Below are 19,132 nucleotides of genomic sequence, written 5' to 3'. Positions count from 1 at the left end.
ACCTCTTTTAATTTCTTTTTTTATAACAAAAGGCACTGCAGAGATTTCTACAGTGCCAAACACAATACTATTTTTATAATTCATCAAATTCTTCACGATAAATCGTCCGAACAGTAGCTACTAGAATACTGAGACCAATAATAACTGGAACTTCAATATTCGGATGTGGGAAAAATAACCCTCCTTCTTTTGGTGCATCAACTACTTGACCTGCAGTAATAAGTGAATTATGGGGCATTCCTAATATATGCGGTGTATACCATCCAAAAATACTATCAATTATGTTTTCGCTTGGAAAATTGAATAGATGGTGAATAATTGCCATTCCGCCAATCAATACGATTGTTATGCATATTTTAGCTATAACCCACAGAATAAACATACCAATAGTGGATTTCACAACATTAATACACCAAAGAATGATATAAAAGGGAGCTGTAAAAATCCTAATGATAGCTACCCATAACCAGGAAAAATCACTCCCTAATTTCATAACTCTACTCCTCTACGATTTACCGTTATTATAGCATAAATCGACAACCTTAACAATATTTTTATATTGTTTTTACATTATATTTTACTACTTTTTATTTAATTTCCTATAGATTATTACAGAGCTTCCTAATACTATTCCAATCATTCCTGTCAAAGTCAAGAAATTGGATAAACTAGTTCCCGTATTAGGTAATACTTTTTCAGCTTGGGTGCCTACTTCGATAATTTCATTTACAGGATCTACTTTTTCAAGAGTCGGTTTGTTTTCTTTTACCTCTCCTGTATCTGGGTCAAGATAATAAGTTGTCGTAATTGTTTCTCTACCTTTAACACCAGCTTGAATAATTTTTTCTTCACCTTTCTTTAAATCTTTATTTTCTCGTTTTTCAGTTTTAAATTCTGTTTCCATAATTTCAACTTTGGGCTTAGTTCCCACAGAAATGACTTCGTCTACAGATTCAGTTTTTTCAACCTTTGGTTCATTTGCGGTCACTTCTCCTGTTTCAGAATTAAAGCTATAAGTAACAGTGCTTGTTTCATGACCTTTGCTACCTTTTGTAACAACTGTCTTCTTACCTGCCTCTGACTCTTTGTCTTCAACATATTTTGTTTTGTAATCTAAATCTTTAGTTGTGACAACAGGCTTTGTCCCCACAGAAATGACTTCGTCTACAGATTCAGTTTTTTCAACCTTCGGTTCATTTGCAGTCACTTCTCCTGTTTCAGAATTAAAGCTATGAGTAACAGTGCTTGTTTCATGACCTTTGCTACCTTTTGTAACAACTGTCTTTTTACCTGCTTCTGACTCTTTATCCTCAACATATGTTGTTTTATAATCTAGTTCCTTAGTCGCAACAGCTGATTTGCTTCCTCTAGCTACTACTTTATCAACAGCTTCTTTAAGAACTTCCTCTTTTATAGATGGTTCATCTTTCGTTCGAACTCCTTTTTGAGTTACATAGGTTTTAGTAGTTCTTTTAACTCCTAGAACACCTTCAGTTACAATTTTTTCTTGTCCAAACTCTAACTCAGGATCCTCTGTATAAACCGTCTTAAAAGCTATATCAGACTCTGCAACATCTACATCTTGCCCCTTTGTACCTTTTGCAATTACTTTATCAACGGCTTTTTTAAGGATTTTCTCTGTGACAGCTGGCTCCCCTACACGTTTACCTGATTGAGTAACATAAGTCTTTGTTATTTCTTTTTGACCTACAGCACCTTCAGTTACAACTTTGGTCTGTCCAATTTCTAACTCAGGATCCTCTGTATAAGTTTTGTTAAAAGGAATGTCTTCTGTCTTCACCTCAACGTCTGATCCTTTAGTTCCTCTAAGAACAATGCGATCAACTTTAGGTTTTGTAATAGTAGTTGAAATAACCTTACCATCTTTTAGAGAAACCAATTGTGAACCCTCACTACCAGCTTGCTTTTCTTTCTCTTGACCAGCAGCCAGTGATGGATCCTCTTCATATTTGGTTTCAAAAGCAATTTTTTCAGGTCTGAGAGTATTGATTTTTTCATCGACTTTTTTACCATCTACTGTTACAGAACTGCGAATACTACGTTCCACAGACGGTGTACCAGTAAAGGTATAATTAACAGTATAAGAACCATTATCCAAATCACCTGACCAAGAAACGGTATTATTAGTAATAGTTAGAGGAGTTTTTTGACCATTAGGAGAAATTAGCTCTGCTGATGTTAATGTCAAATCTGCTTCAGGGCTAATAGAGACTGTTCCTTTTTGTTTCACAGAAACTTTCTCTTCTTTGATTTCCTCAACAGCTGTTTTAGCAAACTGAGCATTAATGGCTTTTTGTCTTTCTAATTCATTCGTAGATGCATCAGATATAAAAATATTATTATGACCTGCCGCCTTCATAGCTTCAACAGAGTGGCTACCCTCATTGGCATTATAGGTAACTGTATAAAATGTTTTAGCATGATTTTTTGCCCAGTTCGCATATTGAACATCGATTTCTTCATCATCTTGCCATTCATCAGTAAACTGAATTGTCGAAACATAAGAGTTCTTTTTTCCAGTATACTCATTATATATTTCCGAAAAACCTTTTCCAAAACTATCATCATTTACATTAAAGCCATTCTTTTTTAACAAATCTTTCAACGAAGATATGGAAGATGCTTCTTCTAATAAACGAATCAGAACTGTCTTACTCAGCGGCTTACCAGATGTAATTTCATATCTGTCAGCTGTATAAGAGTTTGATGAATTTATATAATAACTAAACAACCAGATTTGATCTTTGTCAGTCAATGTAGAGGCCAACGATTTCAAATCTGAAAATATTTTAGTGATATTATTTGTATTAGAACTTGAAAAATCTAACACCACCAATAAATCCATAGGCTTTATTTTCTTCTCTGTTGTATGAATGATTTCTTCTCTAGACTTAGCCGTAAAAGTTAGGGTATTACCATTTACGTTACTATTCTCCTGTGCATAAACACTTGTAGGTTCTACAAACGGTGTAACAACTTCAACTAAATTCGCAAATCCTAGAACTGCTAGTCCTAAGATTACACTACAACGCTGTTTCCATTTTTTCATAAATTTTTAACCTATTCTTTTTTCTTTCGCATAGATAAAGCTAAAGCGATTGTTCCCATAGCCATTCCAAGAAGAGCTAAATTGTTGGAACTACTCATACCAGTATTAGGCAATTCCGCTTTTGAAACTTCTTCTTTTGGTTCTTCTTTCTTTGGTTGTTCTGGTTTTACTTCTTCTGGAGTATGAGTCACAACCGTATTAGATACAACTTCCACACCATTAACCGTATGACGATATGTATTTTCTACTGTTCCTGACTGAATACGTGTCATTTGTAGATATACTTCTGCTTGAAACTCTAATGTTCCCAAAATCGACTTCAAGAAAGCATCATCAAAGCTAATATCTACTTTACCTTTAGCCTTGTCTACTACTTGACTTGTGAACTTAGTTAATTCATCACCAGCTTTAAATTTTTGGCCATCACTTGTTTCAAAATCTACAGTCGCAAACACTTGATAAACACCTTGATACTCATCATGTGTTTCATCATAATCATCGCTAAACTGGTACTCAAACAACTGCTCCGAGCGATCCTTTGGTATCAGGAAACCAACTAATTTATAATTAAATGTTTGATTCAGCTTGACATCTTTGCCATCTAAACTTTCTTTACTTAGATGGTCAATCACCACATCTTTCTTTGGTTCAATCTTCGGAACATTATTGACTACAGTTTCAGTTACATAAGCCATACCAAAATCAATTTGGTAAGCCGTATTCTCATACTTACCACCTGTTTGACCTAATTCTTTCTTAACAGTCATTGGATTGGTAATAGTCAGAACTTCTCCAGCTTGCACGTAGGTCTTGTAGAACTCCTCTGGATTCTCCGCCTCGAATACTTGAATCGCTCCTTTCGGAGTGAAATTCCTAGACTTCATAGCTTCTTGGACACCTGTTGGTGCCTTATCCAGACTTTCATAAAGAGCCATTTTCAAACCTTTAACTACTTGACCTTTAGAATCAGTCACTTGAACACCATCTTGATTGATGGTAACAGCTTCTTCTGGGTAATCATCAACGATATAGAACCCTTTGCCAATACTGTCTTTATCTGCTTCAATACCCTTGTATTGACTATAATCTGCCGTTACCGTGTAGTAGTTGACAGAGCCTGCCAAGACCTGTTTCCCATCGATATTCACGCCTGCTTTATTCAGATTCTTCTTGGTTGGTTTCGCAGTAGGAACATTATTTACAACTGTATCTGTTTGATAACCGTTACCAAAATCAACTTGATAAGCTGTATTCTCAAATGATTTCCCTGTATTTCGCAGTTCTTCCTTAGTTAGCATTGGATCAATAATTGTAACCGATTTTCCTGATTTAATATACTGGTTAAAATAGGCTTCTGGATCATCCACTAAAAATACTTGGAAAGCACCCTTAGGCTTAATTTCAGAACTAGCAAGAAAAGCTTTTACCTTATCATTATCAACGGCATCTATAGAATCATACTGATACACTGAGATACCAGCAACTTCTTGTCCTTCGCTGTCAATATAACGAATATCCGATTGATTAATCGTAACAGCCTCTTCTGGGTAATCATCAATTGCTCCGAATCCTTTTAAAATAGTAGATGGATCTGCCTTCATCCCCTTATATTGATCATAATCCAAGGTAATATGGTAGTAATTTGTCGAACCAACTAGAACTGGTTTACCATCAATGATAACTTTATCCTTATTGTAATTATGTTTAAGAGGTTGAATGAAATTATTATTCGGATTGTCCGGATCATTCGGTTTCCCAGGTGTTGAAATCTGAACAATGTTTGAATAACTTTCGTACTTATTGTTAATCTTTAATTGGAAGTTATTCTTGTAGGTCGCTCCATCATTTGTAACTTTTCCTACTAAAATTGGAGCTGGTACTTGTACTTCCTTACTTAAATCTTGATTAAGCTTAGATTTTAAACTTTCTAAGCCTTTCACCCAAACAACATGGCTCGATTCGTCATAAGTTAATTCAAAATCTGAGCTAACTTTTTTTGAAGCTTCAACATCTAACACAAAACCTGAAGGCAAGGCATCCACAATTTCAAAGTCTGTAATAGCTTCACGATTAGCTGGAAGAGGCTTAGTTGTTAATTCCCACTGTACCGTTGAAAGCTTAGGCACATAGCTTTTATCAATAGATTCACCAGAAGAATTTTTTACAAACTTTTCTAGACCAGGCATTGCCTGTAAGCGTGCATATCTAACCCTTACTGTTGGAGGGGATACTAAAGAAGGAATCTCTTTTTCCTTTATCTCCTCAGGTTTGGGTGGGAGTACCTCTTCAGGTTTTCCAGTTGGAGAATTGGGTGGAGTAGTTTCAACTTCATAAGTTGGTTTGCGAGGTGGATTTACTGGTGGAATGCTTTTCAACTCCGCCCCTTCCCCAAGAATTGTGAAGACAACGTTTTGAGCATTTCCACTCGCATTCTCTGCATCCCATTCAGCGGGAGTTCTTCCCTCTGTCGAACCAGGAGATGATGTGTGAAGGTACGTTAAACTAGAACCATACCCTACTGAAGCAAAGGAAGCCTTAGGAATATCTGAGGTATCATTAACTCCATTTTCTACTCCCTTCATAACGCGACCATCAAAATCCAAACCTGAACCACTTGGATTAAGAACCATTCCACGACCAGATGAGCCATAACTCAAATTTGAACCTTGACCCCAATCTACATCGGTAATAACTGTTCCAATTAAGAGGGAAACAGGAGTTGTCGTACCTTCAAGATAAAAATCAAAAATCAACTCTAAACGTGTATGATTATTATAAACAAAATAAAGACTACCACCATCTCCACCCTTAAGATAAATATCTGGATCTGTCACAGGAACACCATTTCGAACTTCTCCCTGATAGTCTCCTAAATCCGAAACCATGACTTTTGCCATAATCTTTCTACCATCTGTCAACGTCCCAATATTATGAATATAAAATGTATCTCCAAATGTTGGAGATTTAATTACATCGTAAGTTCCCGTACTGTCCTTACTAACTCGAGTTCCTGTGCCTCCTGTTACATAGGTATCTGCATGATAACCTAAAAAACCACGCATACTCTCTACTGGTAGATTATCATCTGGTACTACTGTAAAATCATTATAATAGTCTAAACTTCCCCGACCAGCTGAATTATATCCTCCATAAACTTTGAAACCTGTTTCAGATCCAAATAAAGGCTTGCTTGTTTGAATTGCCTCTCGTTCAGCTTTAATAGCTGCTAGCTTCTTTGTATAGTCTGTCAAAGAGCTTTCATAAGTTACTCTCTTGGCTTCATTTCGTTTTCGGATTTCTGCATTCTCTTGATTAATACGATCTGTTTCTGCCTGATTCTCTCGTTGATTTTTTTCATTCTCTGCACGAATAGCAGCATTCTTCTGATTAATTCGATTCACTTCAGCCTGATAAGAAGCTAAATCCTTTTGATATTGTTCCTTCTTCGCAGTATTTTCATCTTGGATTTTCTTTCGGCTCGTTTGATTTTGTCTTTGATCTTCACGATATTTTTCAGTAGCTTTCTCAATACTATCTGTTTGTGTACGATAATCACTTTCGACTTCCTTTTGCTTTTTTTCCAACTCAGAGGCTGTACTTGCAGTTCCTTTATCTACTACAGAATCAAATTCCACCTTCAATCCAGCTTCCTGTGCCTTACGAATAGTTTCATCTAAACTGGAATGAGAAATAGAAACTTCTAACGTTCCTGTTTTTTCTTCACTCTTTCCTTGATTTTCAGTAGAAATACTACTTGGACTCGTCTGGGCATAAGGCGCATTTGTGGCCTTATTTTCAGTTCGCTCATCTGCCATAACTGGACTTATCATACTTAAAGCTGCTAAACCTAGTATCACTCCACAAGTTCCATAAATTTTTGATTTCCGAATAGATCCATATGTTTTTGTTTCTCTTACTTTGTGCATTCTATCTCCTTATCTAAACTATTAATCAATATAAAATCTCAAATGTTGGCGCCCGAGGCCTCTTATAATATAAAATCATCTCTTTCCTTTCCAAAAGAAAAAAGCCAGTTTTCACTGACTTTTCTATACAATATTGTAATGAATTTTAAGAAATCCACTTACCAGAATAATCTAAACGATAACCACCAATCGTCTCATTTTTTGCCATCTTACCATCTGCTTTCAAATAATACCAAGCACTTCCGTCTTTGAACCATTGATCTCTCAGATAACTTCCATCTGATTTGAGATAATACCAAGCTTTATAATCGGAATCATATACCCACTCACTTTGTGCCATTTTTCCATCTGACTTAAGGTAATAGCTTCCTTGCCAGCTATTTTGTGCATAGCTTCCATCTGATTTGAGATAGTACCAAGCTTTATAGCTGGAATCGTATAACCACTCACTTTGTGCCATTTTCCCATCTGACTTAAGGTAGTAGCTTCCTTGCCAACTATTTTGTGCGTAACTTCCATCTGACTTGAGATAGTACCAAGCTTTATAGCTTGTATCATAAACCCATTCATTACGTGCCATCACACCATTTGATTTGAGATAATAGTTTCCCTTCCAACCACTGACAAGAGCTTTTCCTGCATGATCAAAATAATACCAATAACTTCCCTCTTGCTTCCATTGGTCACGCCAATCAGATGTGTTTTCAATCGGTTTAGTAGGCTCAGCTGAGCCAGCGCTTGGTTTACTTGGTTCTGTCACAGTAGCTGAACCTTGGTTAGACTGCCCTTGAGATCCTTTACTATCTGCTTGTTTTTGAAAATCTTGATAAATTTTTTCCTTGGCTTTGTAGTCTTCCTCTAGCTTTTTGATTGCTTGACGGCGATTGACACTAGTTGGATCACTCACAGCAGCCGTGCTAAAGCTTGATTTGCTTGCACGCTTGATATCTTCTTGGGAAACCGTGATAAAATGGGCTGAACTAACAGAAGAACGACTAGAGAATGAAAGCCCAAAATAATCTTTTGAGTTCACATTTCCCCAGTTCAAGCCAGCAATACTCTGAGCATGCATCCACTCAGTATCATTGAACATAAACTCTATCATCCCAATATAGATAGCCTCTTTTAACTGAGCCTTGTTAGCTGTTTTGAAACCAGGTAGACGAGAAGCTAGATTTTCATAGTTTTGCTCCCCTTTTTTCTCTTCTTCAGAATTGGTTGTAGGCAGTCCATATTCTCTCGCCACATGATTGATTCCAGTCGCATCATGACCAAGTGTACCAGATACGCTCATTTTATCCCAACCCCAGTTATCTTGAACATATGCTTTCGCCACCTTATCTGCAAAGTCAAGTGCCGAAATTGAAACACTGACTCTAGGTGTTCCAACCTGAGAACGAACTTGGTTAATTAAATCTTGGGCAAAAAATGACAACTCCTGACGAACAGCTAGTGGTAGATTGTTGACATCCAGACGCTCTCCCTCATCAGCAACATCTTTATGAAAGCTATTTTGATTCTTTAATCTCAAACTTTCTGACTGCAAGATAGATTTCGCTCTATCACGTTCAGTCTGGCTAATATTAAAATCAGAAAAAGTCGTCTTCAAAGCCTTTATATACTTATCGCTCAATGTAATCGTATTGCTAGGTGCAGATGATAAAGCATTGTCATAGATACTTTTAGCTTGTTCATATTCTCTCTTTGCTTTAATCAATTCACTTTTTAAATTCTCTACTTGACTGCTTGTTGTACTATTCGCATACACAGGTTGACTATTTCCTAACCCAAGCAAAGTTACGCTAGCAGTTGTTGCTAAGATAGTTGTTCTCAATTTCATAATCTTATCTCCTTTTTGTTTAAAAACGTTCTTAAAATATTTATTTTATACTTTTATTTTACCATTTTTAGAGGTTTTTCTCAATTTTTTCTTGATTTTCATTCATCTATCCGCTTAATCAAAGATAGGACGTTTAAAACAGTTCAAATCTCCTCTCCTTGATGAAACAGATAGATGAGGCTCTATCTGTTTAATGCTTCGTTGGACGATGATATCCTTTACCAGTCAGTAGTAAACGATTGGTATTTCCTTGTTTAATGCGTCTAGCCACTAAAACATCACCTCGTTTGATGGTGCGAATCTCTTTATAAATTTTTGAATATTCTACAATCATCCAAACCGTTTCTAGTTTACCTGCTAGATATCCGTTTTTAGATACCAAACCATATCTGCTAGTTAATTTGATTTCATCACCATTATCAAGTCTTGCGGTTGCATTCCCTTGATTTCCTAAGCGTCTAAGGTCAGCTAAAGTGACCTCTGTAACTAATTTTGATTGATTCATCTTGTCTCCTCCTTACTGAATCAAGGCTGATTTACAGCCATGCCGAGGTATGACGTACATACCTGCTGTATTTTTTACACACGGTTTTAAGTCTAGAAACCGCAAACTCCTTCAGCTTAGGCTTTGCCTGCTTTTACGTGGTGGAACAGCACTAGATATCCTTTTCTAGCCTACACACCGCCCTTGTTCTTCTTTTTATGCTTAGTTCCGCTAATCAGGACAGTGGGGGTATTCAATTTTCAAAGGTCAAAAGTAGTTTTATGACTTGCTCAGGTCAAAAAAGCTAGATTTAGTCTCATGTCATCTATAGCTTAGTTACTCAGATACCTATACTCTGCTTCTCTATGAGCTTGCATCTTGGCCTCGCTCTTACGTTCGCCAATCAAATTTTCAATAGATTGAATCAAGTAAGCAAAAGGACTATCACATTCAGGAATCCGTTCGATACAGTGAAGAACCTCACTACTTGTTATCCATCCTGTCTGAATGTATTGGCCAACAATCATCTTTTGGCGGTGAGTCATATTATAATGCTGGTACCACGGTAAATGATCTCGGTAGCTATCTGCAATTTCCTGCAAGAGAGAATAGACTTGAGGTTTGATAAATTTCTTCCCACTTGTTTTTTGAGAAGGAGTGTCACAAGTTCCAGCAGTCTGATTCAATTCCTTAGAATTGGAAGCAGGCTTTCTAGAACTATGTCTAGTACTATTATTCTCAGTATGACTCTTCTCAGTCTTAATAGGGTTAAAATTTTTTACCTCCGGAGGTAAAGATTTTTGACTTCCAAAATTCGTTGATTTAACAGCTTTTTTTGGAGGTAAAGATTTTTGACTTCCAGAATTTATTGATTTGATAGGCTTTTCTAAAACAGAGTTTTCATCTTTCAAAATAGAAGATTCTTCTTCACTGCCTGGACGTTCAATTTCAAATAAGACACAACCTTTGTAATCTAAAGTTTTTACATGGTGGTAGACTACAGTTCCTTTGTCACGTCCTTTTTCTACGACTTCAGCATCATAGTGTTCATATTCTTGTAATTCAGCATTCACATTTTGAAGATACAAACGATTCGGACGATTCTTCCCTTGTTTCACTTCACGAAGCAATCCAAGCTCTTTCAATTCTTTCTTGATTTTCAATACAGTTGGCTTACTGCGATCTAAAATTTCCATTAAGTCCTCAACCGTATAGACAAGAAATACTGAACCATTCTCATCAACATAAGTCAGTTCACCGTTTCTGTAAGAATGAATACTCAACATACATCGATCATAGAGTACTCCATAAGCAATCTTGCCATCATTTGATAATTTCTTGGCATAGAGACTCGTCATCTTGATTTTCCCAGTAGGTTTCCCCTCAGCAGAAAATTTCTTCTTAACATTTACCATGAAAATTTGTGGGATTTGATAGAAGGTCTGTGTTGCTACTTGATTTACTGTAATATCAGCCATGTTATCACACCCCCATCATCACAGTACCATTTCCCATAGAGAACAGAACTCCTTCTCTCTCTAATTCTTCAACCGCCTTAACAGCACGTTTTTTACTCATTCCTGTTTTTCTCATCACTTCGTTAACAGCTGCTTTTTTTGAAAATTGCACAAACATTTCTTTAGTCATTCTACTATCTCCTTTTTCTGTCTCACCAATTTGAGCTCCTTTGAAAAGCAACTCGGGCATTCAGATAGACCAAGCTGAAAATCCAAATGGTCAAATAAAAAGTTACATCGCTCACACTGCACTGTGCTTCTAAGTATTGTTTCACCTAACCAATCTCTTTTTACAACATCTAATACATCTCCACATTCAGGACAATGAATAGGCTTGAAAATATCATCTTCTTCCCATTTTTCCTCATAATCACAATCAAAACAAACGATTGTTTCCAACCACATGGATTAACTCCCTTCCAATGTTTCTTCTAATTCGCCTATCCTTAACTTAAATTCCTTGATTTTCTTTCTCACAAGATCACGTTCTACACTCATCAGTTGTACCTCACTTTTTTTTGTAAGGTTTTCTTAAGACTTCTAGTCTTGTCGTGCTATCTCGGCCTCTCTCGTTTCAAACAGAAGCAAGTAACTCAGGAGTAAATTCCATCGTCGTCTACAGGGCTTCATCATAAGTCAGTTGGCTGGTTTGTCCCCATTCCCCATGTTCCATCTCTAGCTCTTCTGAAATACGGATAAGTGCCAAGCTTAATTCTAAGATATAATTCATGAATAACATCATCTTTTATGACTTTCCAGAAAATACTAGCGAGCTTATAATAATCGTTTCCAAGCCAAACTCTAGCAAGGTCATTGTCTGGAGATACTTTTTCATCAGAATTTCCTTCAGAAATACAATCAACCATATTTTCATTCTTATCAAGATCTATTACATCGAAAATTTCTAGCGAATCAATATCCATAACAATTTCAATATTATCTGACATTTTTTCTCCTTAATTTTTGGCAACGAAAAAGAGAACGAATTTCCTCGTTCTCTGCATATATTTATATGTTCCTTGTGTTTCTCAAAACTCTAGACACTTACGTAAGTATTTTAGCGAAGGGTTTGTAACATAAAGTAAATTATGTAAAATTTATGTTAGATTCCTTCGCTATCTTGTTGGACTTTCTAACCAGCTAATCTTGCTTCAAATAGTTATCGCACAAGTCTATTATTTAATTCTTTTCATTATATACGTACGTATAGCAAATTGAAATAAGATGAGAACAAATCGATTGGGAAAGTAAAATTAATTTCTATAAATGTTTTAGCAATTGTTTCGTACTATTTTAGATTCAGTCTACTATATATACAATATTTTCGGAACATTCAACTTTTTAACTCTATTTATTACTAGATTTCATAATTAAAAAGCCTACCGACCAAGCTAGAAAGCTTGATACAATAGGCTTTTTAAAGACTGATTATTTAACAGCGTCTTTAAGAGCTTTACCAGCTTTGAATGCTGGAACTTTAGAAGCTGCAATTGTCATTTCTTTACCAGTTTGTGGGTTGCGACCTTTACGTTCTGCACGCTCACGAACTTCAAAGTTACCAAAACCGATCAATTGAACTTTTTCACCAGCTGCAAGATAGTCAGCTACTGCTGCAAATACAGCTTCAACTGCTGCTGCTGAGTCTTTCTTAGTCAATTCTGTAGCTTCTGCTACTTTAGCGATCAAATCTTGTTTGTTTGCCATGTTAACGATTCCTCCAAATAATTTCTAATTAACAAATATAATCATATCCTAAAATCCCTTTTAGGTCAAGTTAAAAACGCTATTTCTTCCCATTTTATTTATTTTTTAGGAATGGTAACGTACCAAAATAGCCCACGCATTCTCACCCGTGTGAGTTTGAATAATGGAACCCGTTTCCAAAACAGAAATTGGCTGTTCAACATAAGCTTGTAAGCTTTCTTTCATCTCTTTTGCCCAATCATCACTACCAGAATATGAAATTCCAATCTCTGCTACAGAACGTTCAGAAAGCGATGTTATCAACTCATCTAACCATTTTTTAAAAGTTTTAGCTCCACGACCTTTAACCATTGGCTGCAATTCATGGTCTTTCATTTGCATGACAACACGGATATTGAGAAGTGAGCTCAACAATCCAGTTACACGGCCAATTCGTCCACCTTTGACAAGATTTTCCAAAGTTGAAACACCAATATAAAGCTCTGTATGGTTTTTAACCTCTTCTACATGAGATAAAATTGTCTCCATATCTTTACCTTCTTGAGCTAACTTCGCAGCCTCAACAACTTGGAATTTCAGGGCTTGGTCAGTGAAGGAACTATCAACAACAGTCACGTCGGCAGTAGATAAACTAGCACCTTGACGCGCTGCTTCTACAGTCCCCGAAAGAGCATGGGACATATGAATAGCAAGAATCTGGCTGCCATCCTTGCATAGGTCTTCAAACACTTCAGCGAAGACACCTACAGGCGGCTGGCTTGTTTTTGGAAGATTCTTAGCTTCTTGCATCAAGTGAAGAAATTTACCTTCTTCTTTCAAATCAGCATCAGAATAAACAACATTATCAATCATTACAGATAATGGAACAATTGTAATATCTAATTGCTTTACTAGTTCAGGTTCAATAGTAACAGATGAATCGGTTACAATCTTAATTTTTGTCATAGTATCAATCTTTCTATTTTAGGATTCAGATTGGTTTCCTTGCTTCTAATTATATCAAAAAAAAGATTAAAAATCCTAATGGAGTCAATCAAATTTTCTGTAAAATTTGATATAATCAACTTATAAGAAAAGAGGTGTCCTATGATTAAAAAAATTTACCCCATTTTTACCATTTTACTAGGTGCTGCTATTTATGCTTTTGGACTGACTTATTTTGTAGTTCCCCATCATCTCTTTGAAGGAGGGGCGACAGGCATTACCCTCATCACCTTTTATCTTTTTAAAATCCCTGTTTCCCTCATGAACCTGCTGATTAATATTCCCCTTTTCATCCTAGCTTGGAAGATTTTTGGAGCCAAATCCCTCTATTCTAGTTTACTAGGAACCTTAGCTTTGTCCGCCTGGTTAGCTTTTTTTGAGCATATTCCCCTTCATATTGATCTTCAAGGTGATTTACTAATCACAGCCCTTATAGCGGGAATCCTATTAGGAATTGGCCTTGGAATTATTTTTAATGCTGGAGGTACAACTGGCGGAACTGATATTCTAGCTCGTATTCTCAACAAATACACTCATATATCCATAGGAAAACTGCTCTTTATCTTAGATTTTTGTATTCTCATGTTGATTCTCCTAATCTTCAAGGATTTGAGATTGGTTTCCTACACGCTTTTGTTTGATTTTATTGTTTCTCGTGTTATTGATTTGATTGGTGAAGGAGGATATGCCGGCAAAGGCTTTATGATTATCACAAAACGTCCTGACCAACTTGCTAAGGCAATTAATGATGACCTCGGAAGAGGTGTTACTTTTATTTCTGGTCACGGCTACTATAGTAAAGAAAATTTGAAAATCATCTACTGTATTGTCGGTAGAAATGAGATTGTGAAAATGAAAGAAATGATTCATCGAATCGATCCTCAAGCCTTTATAACCATTACAGAAGCCCATGAAATCCTAGGAGAAGGATTCACCTTTGAAAAAGAATAAAAAGAGGTAGTGTAGTGATCTCAAAAGTTAGACTTATACTCAATGAAAATCAAAAAGCAAATTAGGAAGCTAGCCGCAGGCTGTACTTGAGTACGGCAAGGCGAAGCTGACGTGGTTTGAATTTGATTTTCGAAGAGTATTATTCATCTATCTTTTGGGTTACAAATAACCTCTTTTTTATTTACTTATGCTCTTAAGACCAATTCCGAGCTACTTCTTCATCAGCCTTTAACTGATCCACTAATTGATCAACTGAGTCAAATTTGGTCATATCTCGAATGCGATCAAGCCAATAAACCATGACGGTTTCCCCATAAATATCTTGATTAAAATCAAAAATATTGACTTCAAAACGTGCTTCTTCTCCATCAAAGGTCACATTTTTCCCGACACTAGCCATAGCACGATACTTCTGTCTTTGAATCTCAACATCAACGACATAAACGCCATCTGCTGGCATATAAGTACGGTCTAAAAGCACTAAATTCGCTGTCGGATAACCAATTGTACGACCACGAGCATTACCATGAACCACCATACCTCTTGATGGAAGCGGTGCCCCCAAAAGTTTTCCTGCTTCTTTCACATTTCCATCTAAAATAGCTTGACGGATACGAGTTGAACTAATCTTTCCTTTCTCATCTTCTACAGGTGGAACAATGATAACTTCTCCATCAAAGTAATCCTTTAAATCTTCTGCTGTTTTTTTGTCAGAACCAAATGTATAATCAAAACCTGCAACAATAATTTTGGCATTCATAGCCTTGATATAAGTTTCAAAGAATTCTTGTGCAGTGAGACTAGCGAATTGACTACTAAAATCAAGGAGATATAATTCCTCTACACCTTCGCGCTTTAATTTTCTTTCACGTTCAGCAGGGTTCAAAATATGCAAAAACAAATCTGGATGATAAGGCTCTAAAGCGATCTTTGGAGATTCATTAAAGGTCATAACGACGATAGGCAATAAATCCTTTCTCGCAGCTTTGTTGGCAACACGAAATAATTCTTGATGCCCCTTATGTATGCCATCAAAATAGCCGAGAACAACGACTGAATCAGATGGTGTGCCAATATCTTTTTGGTTTTTTATAGGAATAGTAATAATCATAAAATAATTATATCATAGCGATAGCTATTTCTGGAACAGAAAATCTGAAATGTCGTTTTTTTCACCTGAAGTGTAGCTATTTTCAAAAAGCACTTCACTCTATCGTTGCTTAACTATGAACTTTGCAATATTCTTCTCAAAAACTTGTAGGACATCTTCAAAAGTTTGAAAGGAGTGATTAGACTTGTTCGGTAACCATAAAGTGTCATACTATGCTTATGTATAAAAAAGCAATGCAACTAACTCCTGAGAACTTTAAATTACTAATTGGTGCCGAAAAGGTAGAATTTAGAATCGAGGTACACCTATGGCTGTAAAATTTACAAAATGAGACAACTTGGGCAAGATGTTTGAAGAATTTCCTAAACTCCCTGATTTGAAGCAAGTCACTTTCCCTGATGACAAAGAAAAAGCCAAAGCAGCAAAGAAAAACTAGATGACTGCTTTCCAACAACTCCCATCTAATGTGCTTCAGACTGGGTTATTTTTCTCTCCATCTGTTATCTTGGATTCTCGCTAAAGAATATCTTTTTCCTTATCAGAAGGAACGGCTCAAGCCATTCAGACAAGTGGAGGGATGACAAGCCAATATTTGAAACCAGATACCAGTTCTTATAGTCAATTGAAATAAAATCTGAAGAAATCGAGTAGGAAACTCAAATCAATTTTTAGCAGTGTTCTATTCCAGATTCAATCCACTATACATATTAAAAAGTATGGGTATCAAAACAAAAAAATAGGCTCTCCGAAAACTCGGAAAGCCTTATTTAATGCTACTTCTAGCTTCCTCGCCTTTACAGTTCAAGGCTCGGGATAAAAAGGTTCACTGAACCTTTTTATTTAGCGATTGGGTAAACAGAAACTTGTTTTTTATCGCGTCCTTTACGTTCAAAGCGTACTACGCCTTCAACTTTAGCGAACAAAGTATCGTCTCCGCCACGACCAACGTTTACACCTGGATAGATGTGTGTACCACGTTGACGGTAAAGGATTGATCCACCTGTTACAGTTTGTCCGTCAGCTGCTTTAGCTCCAAGACGTTTTGCTTGTGAATCACGTCCGTTTGATGTAGAACCTCCACCTTTTTTGTGGGCGAAAAGTTGCAAGTTGTTAAGAGTCATTTTTAACATAATGTTTTCCTCCGTGTTAGTTTTCTGTGATAACTCTGGTTTGGACGAACTCAGACGAGTTCTCCGATAAGTTTGCCATACCTAAGAAAAATGATTCAAAGAATAACTGGGTCATTTCTCTCTGGTGTGAAGGAAGATCTTTTGGAATTTCAACCATCAGATAACCACCTTCATCTTCGTTTAATTCTAGGATTGGTTCATAGCCTGCAAATTTCTCAATAGAATTGATAAAGTTAATGGCAAGCGTAGAAACCGATGCACACACGACATCTAAGCCGCATTCGCCACTCTCGGCGTGTCCAGTAATTTCCGCATTCCTCAGCTCGCCATCTTCGGCTCTCTCAAAGACTGCTTGTATCATGTGTTCTCCTTAAAATTAAGCGTTGATTGCGTTGATGACAACTTTAGTATATGGTTGACGGTGACCTTGTTTACGGTGGCTACCTTTTTTAGGTTTGTACTTGTAAGTAACCACTTTCTTTTGTTTTCCTTGTTTTTCAACAGTTCCAACCACAGTAGCTCCAGCAACAAGTGGAGTTCCGACAACAGTGTTTTCACCACCAACAAGAACAACTTCGTTAAAAGTAACTTCTTGACCAGCTTCAACGTTCAATTTTTCAACGTAAACTGCTTGACCAACTTCAACTTTAACTTGTTTTCCGCCAGTTTTGATAATTGCGTATGTGCTCATTATGCACCTCCTATGATTTTTATGGGTTTCCCCGACTTTTTGTGAAGACTCGCCTAGCATCGTGGGACGAACCACTTAAAAGAAGAGCTCTATGTAGAACAAAGTTTAAATTTGTTCTACGACGAGCAACGATGTTCGTGCGGTTGCACAGGATTGTGCATAGTCAACTCTCTAAGTATAGCATATCTCCTATTTTCTTACAAGTAATAACACCTAAAATCAAGCTTTTTCTTTTACTTTTTTCCGCCACGAGGCAAAAAGCATGCTGATATAAAAAATGCTCATCATAATAGGAACACCAAGAATGGTCTTTTCATGATAGAAAATCGTCAAATAGGCTGAAAAGACAACGCCAAGGATAAAACTACTAAGCAGGCTAACAAATATGAACCCTTCACGCAAAAAAGGAGTGTGCTTAGTTCGGAAATAATTTCCAAAAGCTAGCATTGTTCGTTTGATATTCCCTGTCATAAAGGCATTATTATAAGCAATACCCGAAACCTCACCAAAGGCAGTTGTCACCAGTCCCATACAGAAGGCCAAGGGCGGCACTAGATAGATATTATCTACAGTTTGTGGCACAAAAGCAATAATTATTGATAAGATTACCAAAGGAATCAGTGACAGAATTGGCTTTTTCACAATTCTCAATTTTTCCCTATAAATGGTTAGTAAAAAAACTCCCAGCATAAACGCTATTAAGGTTAAAAGCTTATCCCTAACATCCGAAACATTATTCTGTATTAGCTCTACCGAAAGAAAGACAACATTTCCAGTTTGTCCAGCTACAAGGGTATTCCCGCGAACAATAAAAGTGTAAGCATCCACATATCCAGCACAAAACGTCAAAAAAAGTGCTAACCTTTTAGACTGACGTGATATTTTTCTTATAGGTAATAACCTCATTTTCCCTCCCATTGTATTTTCTCTTAGAAATATTGTACCATTTTCTTTCTAAAAAATCGTAGGCTACCATTTAGATTTTACTATTAGCATAAAAATAATAATAGACAACTATTTATCCGAAAATAGATAGAGGTACCATGTTTGTAGACAAAGCATACAAACCTTTAGTAAAATCATTTCCATGAAACTAGAATAGAGCCCCTCTTAACAAAAATAATTATTTTAATTTATTTCTAATCACTCCTTGATATAAATAACTCTCACCAATAAAAGACTATGTCTTAAAAAAATGGTATAATAAAATCAATACTTGGGCTTGATGGCTATGCTACTAATAACAATTAGGAGAGAAAATCAGGCACTTGTTAACAACAAGGATTATCCCCTTGAGATGAAAGGAACTTTAGAAATCTTATGATGAACATGCAAAACATGATGCGTCAAGCACAAAAACTTCAAAAACAAATGGAACAAAGCCAGGCCGAACTTGCTGCCATGCAATTTGTTGGCAAATCTGCTCAAGACCTTGTCCAAGCGACCTTAACTGGAGATAAGAAAGTTGTCAGCATTGACTTTAATCCAGCTGTCGTTGACCCAGAGGACCTTGAAACTCTTTCTGATATGACCGTTCAAGCCATCAACTCTGCTCTTGAACAAATCGATAAAACTACCAAGAAAAAACTGGGTGCTTTCGCTGGGAAATTGCCATTCTAAAAACAAGAAGCTAGAAAACAATACTTGTCGATAACAAAGGCTAAGAAAGGTGCAAAAATTATAAAAAACGCATAATAGCAAATGAACTGCACCCCAAAAGTTAG

Annotated in this window: 17 protein-coding genes, 2 pseudogenes and 1 other annotated feature; of the genes and pseudogenes, 3 read left to right on the top strand and 16 right to left on the bottom strand. The window is 36.4% G+C overall.

The genetic code is table 11. The annotated features are described in order from the left end of the window. Positions 1 to 73: 73 nt before the first annotated feature. The 11 genes and pseudogenes from HT708_RS09255 to HT708_RS09205 all read right to left on the bottom strand — a co-directional run bounded on the left by HT708_RS09255 (position 74) and on the right by HT708_RS09205 (position 13,486). A complete protein-coding gene (locus HT708_RS09255) occupies positions 74 to 493 on the bottom strand; it encodes a hypothetical protein (protein ID WP_050971563.1) in 420 nt (139 codons plus the stop codon). An 87-nt stretch (positions 494 to 580) separates the two neighbouring features. Then, positions 581 to 3,070 carry a G5 domain-containing protein gene (locus HT708_RS09250; RefSeq protein ID WP_172926293.1) on the bottom strand — a complete coding sequence of 830 codons (2,490 nt, stop codon included), beginning with the start codon at positions 3,068 to 3,070 and terminating at the stop codon, positions 581 to 583. An 11-nt stretch (positions 3,071 to 3,081) separates the two neighbouring features. Then, on the bottom strand, positions 3,082 to 6,996 hold the full coding sequence (locus HT708_RS09245; RefSeq protein ID WP_172926292.1) for an SspB-related isopeptide-forming adhesin: 3,915 nt from the start codon (positions 6,994 to 6,996) through the stop codon (positions 3,082 to 3,084). 145 nt (positions 6,997 to 7,141) lie between these two features. Beyond that, positions 7,142 to 8,836, bottom strand: a complete 1,695-nt coding sequence (locus tag HT708_RS09240; RefSeq protein WP_172926291.1) for an SEC10/PgrA surface exclusion domain-containing protein — start codon at positions 8,834 to 8,836, stop codon at positions 7,142 to 7,144. 190 nt (positions 8,837 to 9,026) lie between these two features. Then, positions 9,027 to 9,341 carry a hypothetical protein gene (locus HT708_RS09235; protein ID WP_050254393.1) on the bottom strand — a complete coding sequence of 105 codons (315 nt, stop codon included), beginning with the start codon at positions 9,339 to 9,341 and terminating at the stop codon, positions 9,027 to 9,029. Positions 9,342 to 9,652: 311 nt separating this feature from the next. Continuing rightward, positions 9,653 to 10,798: a replication initiator protein A gene (locus tag HT708_RS09230; RefSeq protein WP_172926290.1), complete on the bottom strand. Its 1,146-nt coding sequence runs from the start codon at positions 10,796 to 10,798 to the stop codon at positions 9,653 to 9,655. Between the two features lie 4 nt (positions 10,799 to 10,802). Next, entirely contained in the window at positions 10,803 to 10,967 is a 165-nt protein-coding gene (locus HT708_RS09225; RefSeq protein ID WP_016397553.1) for a hypothetical protein, read from the bottom strand. Beyond that, a complete protein-coding gene (locus tag HT708_RS09220; RefSeq protein WP_055387728.1) occupies positions 10,964 to 11,242 on the bottom strand; it encodes a hypothetical protein in 279 nt (92 codons plus the stop codon). The genes HT708_RS09225 and HT708_RS09220 overlap by 4 nt, the downstream gene beginning before the upstream one ends. A gap of 211 nt (positions 11,243 to 11,453) precedes the next feature. Continuing rightward, positions 11,454 to 11,784, bottom strand: a pseudogene (locus HT708_RS09215) (hypothetical protein). A 481-nt stretch (positions 11,785 to 12,265) separates the two neighbouring features. Further along, positions 12,266 to 12,541, bottom strand: coding sequence for an HU family DNA-binding protein (locus HT708_RS09210; protein ID WP_001284639.1), 276 nt, complete (start codon positions 12,539 to 12,541; stop codon positions 12,266 to 12,268). Between the two features lie 105 nt (positions 12,542 to 12,646). Then, the gene (locus HT708_RS09205) at positions 12,647 to 13,486 is read right to left on the bottom strand and encodes a DegV family protein (RefSeq protein WP_023940128.1); all 840 of its coding nucleotides are present in this window, start codon (positions 13,484 to 13,486) and stop codon (positions 12,647 to 12,649) included. Positions 13,487 to 13,627: 141 nt separating this feature from the next. On the opposite strand from HT708_RS09205, the gene HT708_RS09200 reads away from it, so the two are divergent. Further along, positions 13,628 to 14,476: a YitT family protein gene (locus tag HT708_RS09200; protein ID WP_000592055.1), complete on the top strand. Its 849-nt coding sequence runs from the start codon at positions 13,628 to 13,630 to the stop codon at positions 14,474 to 14,476. 193 nt (positions 14,477 to 14,669) lie between these two features. Here HT708_RS09200 and HT708_RS09195 read toward each other — a convergent pair whose 3' ends face one another. After that, positions 14,670 to 15,587 (bottom strand): bifunctional riboflavin kinase/FAD synthetase, encoded by a 918-nt coding sequence (locus HT708_RS09195; protein ID WP_054392793.1) that lies wholly within the window; start codon positions 15,585 to 15,587, stop codon positions 14,670 to 14,672. 478 nt (positions 15,588 to 16,065) lie between these two features. Between HT708_RS09195 and HT708_RS12220 the strand changes: the two are divergent. Continuing rightward, positions 16,066 to 16,203 (top strand): annotated as a pseudogene (locus HT708_RS12220) (TIGR03943 family protein); the annotation flags it as partial. Positions 16,204 to 16,423: 220 nt separating this feature from the next. On the opposite strand, the gene rpmA reads toward HT708_RS12220, so the two are convergent. The 4 genes from rpmA to HT708_RS09170 form a co-directional block, all read right to left on the bottom strand. Next, positions 16,424 to 16,717: a 50S ribosomal protein L27 gene (gene rpmA, locus HT708_RS09185; RefSeq protein WP_000916509.1), complete on the bottom strand. Its 294-nt coding sequence runs from the start codon at positions 16,715 to 16,717 to the stop codon at positions 16,424 to 16,426. Positions 16,718 to 16,733: 16 nt separating this feature from the next. Beyond that, positions 16,734 to 17,078 carry a ribosomal-processing cysteine protease Prp gene (locus HT708_RS09180; RefSeq protein ID WP_000613692.1) on the bottom strand — a complete coding sequence of 115 codons (345 nt, stop codon included), beginning with the start codon at positions 17,076 to 17,078 and terminating at the stop codon, positions 16,734 to 16,736. Positions 17,079 to 17,093: 15 nt separating this feature from the next. After that, positions 17,094 to 17,408: a 50S ribosomal protein L21 gene (gene rplU, locus HT708_RS09175; protein ID WP_000109141.1), complete on the bottom strand. Its 315-nt coding sequence runs from the start codon at positions 17,406 to 17,408 to the stop codon at positions 17,094 to 17,096. Between the two features lie 35 nt (positions 17,409 to 17,443). Beyond that, positions 17,444 to 17,563 (bottom strand) — a sequence feature (ribosomal protein L21 leader region). 64 nt (positions 17,564 to 17,627) lie between these two features. After that, on the bottom strand, positions 17,628 to 18,326 hold the full coding sequence (locus HT708_RS09170; protein WP_000509046.1) for a YoaK family protein: 699 nt from the start codon (positions 18,324 to 18,326) through the stop codon (positions 17,628 to 17,630). Positions 18,327 to 18,728: 402 nt separating this feature from the next. Here HT708_RS09170 and HT708_RS09165 point away from each other — a divergent pair, with 402 nt between their 5' ends. Continuing rightward, positions 18,729 to 19,028 (top strand): YbaB/EbfC family nucleoid-associated protein, encoded by a 300-nt coding sequence (locus HT708_RS09165; RefSeq protein WP_054392792.1) that lies wholly within the window; start codon positions 18,729 to 18,731, stop codon positions 19,026 to 19,028. Positions 19,029 to 19,132 lie beyond the last annotated feature (104 nt).

It is taken from the genome of Streptococcus sp. 3613 (assembly GCF_013277375.1).
Taxonomy (GTDB): domain Bacteria; phylum Bacillota; class Bacilli; order Lactobacillales; family Streptococcaceae; genus Streptococcus; species Streptococcus pseudopneumoniae.
The sequence above is the reverse complement of the archived record's forward strand: the minus strand, read 5'-3'. Positions and strand labels throughout refer to the sequence as shown.

Coding starts and splice junctions, on each gene's coding strand:
- HT708_RS09255 (WP_050971563.1), bottom strand. CDS start 493: ATGAAATTAGGGAGTGATTTTTCCTGGTTATGGGTAGCTATCATTAGG.
- HT708_RS09250 (WP_172926293.1), bottom strand. CDS start 3,070: ATGAAAAAATGGAAACAGCGTTGTAGTGTAATCTTAGGACTAGCAGTT.
- HT708_RS09245 (WP_172926292.1), bottom strand. CDS start 6,996: ATGCACAAAGTAAGAGAAACAAAAACATATGGATCTATTCGGAAATCA.
- HT708_RS09240 (WP_172926291.1), bottom strand. CDS start 8,836: ATGAAATTGAGAACAACTATCTTAGCAACAACTGCTAGCGTAACTTTG.
- HT708_RS09235 (WP_050254393.1), bottom strand. CDS start 9,341: ATGAATCAATCAAAATTAGTTACAGAGGTCACTTTAGCTGACCTTAGA.
- HT708_RS09230 (WP_172926290.1), bottom strand. CDS start 10,798: ATGGCTGATATTACAGTAAATCAAGTAGCAACACAGACCTTCTATCAA.
- HT708_RS09225 (WP_016397553.1), bottom strand. CDS start 10,967: ATGACTAAAGAAATGTTTGTGCAATTTTCAAAAAAAGCAGCTGTTAAC.
- HT708_RS09220 (WP_055387728.1), bottom strand. CDS start 11,242: ATGTGGTTGGAAACAATCGTTTGTTTTGATTGTGATTATGAGGAAAAA.
- HT708_RS09210 (WP_001284639.1), bottom strand. CDS start 12,541: ATGGCAAACAAACAAGATTTGATCGCTAAAGTAGCAGAAGCTACAGAA.
- HT708_RS09205 (WP_023940128.1), bottom strand. CDS start 13,486: ATGACAAAAATTAAGATTGTAACCGATTCATCTGTTACTATTGAACCT.
- HT708_RS09200 (WP_000592055.1), top strand. CDS start 13,628: ATGATTAAAAAAATTTACCCCATTTTTACCATTTTACTAGGTGCTGCT.
- HT708_RS09195 (WP_054392793.1), bottom strand. CDS start 15,587: ATGATTATTACTATTCCTATAAAAAACCAAAAAGATATTGGCACACCA.
- rpmA (WP_000916509.1), bottom strand. CDS start 16,717: ATGTTAAAAATGACTCTTAACAACTTGCAACTTTTCGCCCACAAAAAA.
- HT708_RS09180 (WP_000613692.1), bottom strand. CDS start 17,078: ATGATACAAGCAGTCTTTGAGAGAGCCGAAGATGGCGAGCTGAGGAAT.
- rplU (WP_000109141.1), bottom strand. CDS start 17,408: ATGAGCACATACGCAATTATCAAAACTGGCGGAAAACAAGTTAAAGTT.
- HT708_RS09170 (WP_000509046.1), bottom strand. CDS start 18,326: ATGGGAGGGAAAATGAGGTTATTACCTATAAGAAAAATATCACGTCAG.
- HT708_RS09165 (WP_054392792.1), top strand. CDS start 18,729: ATGATGAACATGCAAAACATGATGCGTCAAGCACAAAAACTTCAAAAA.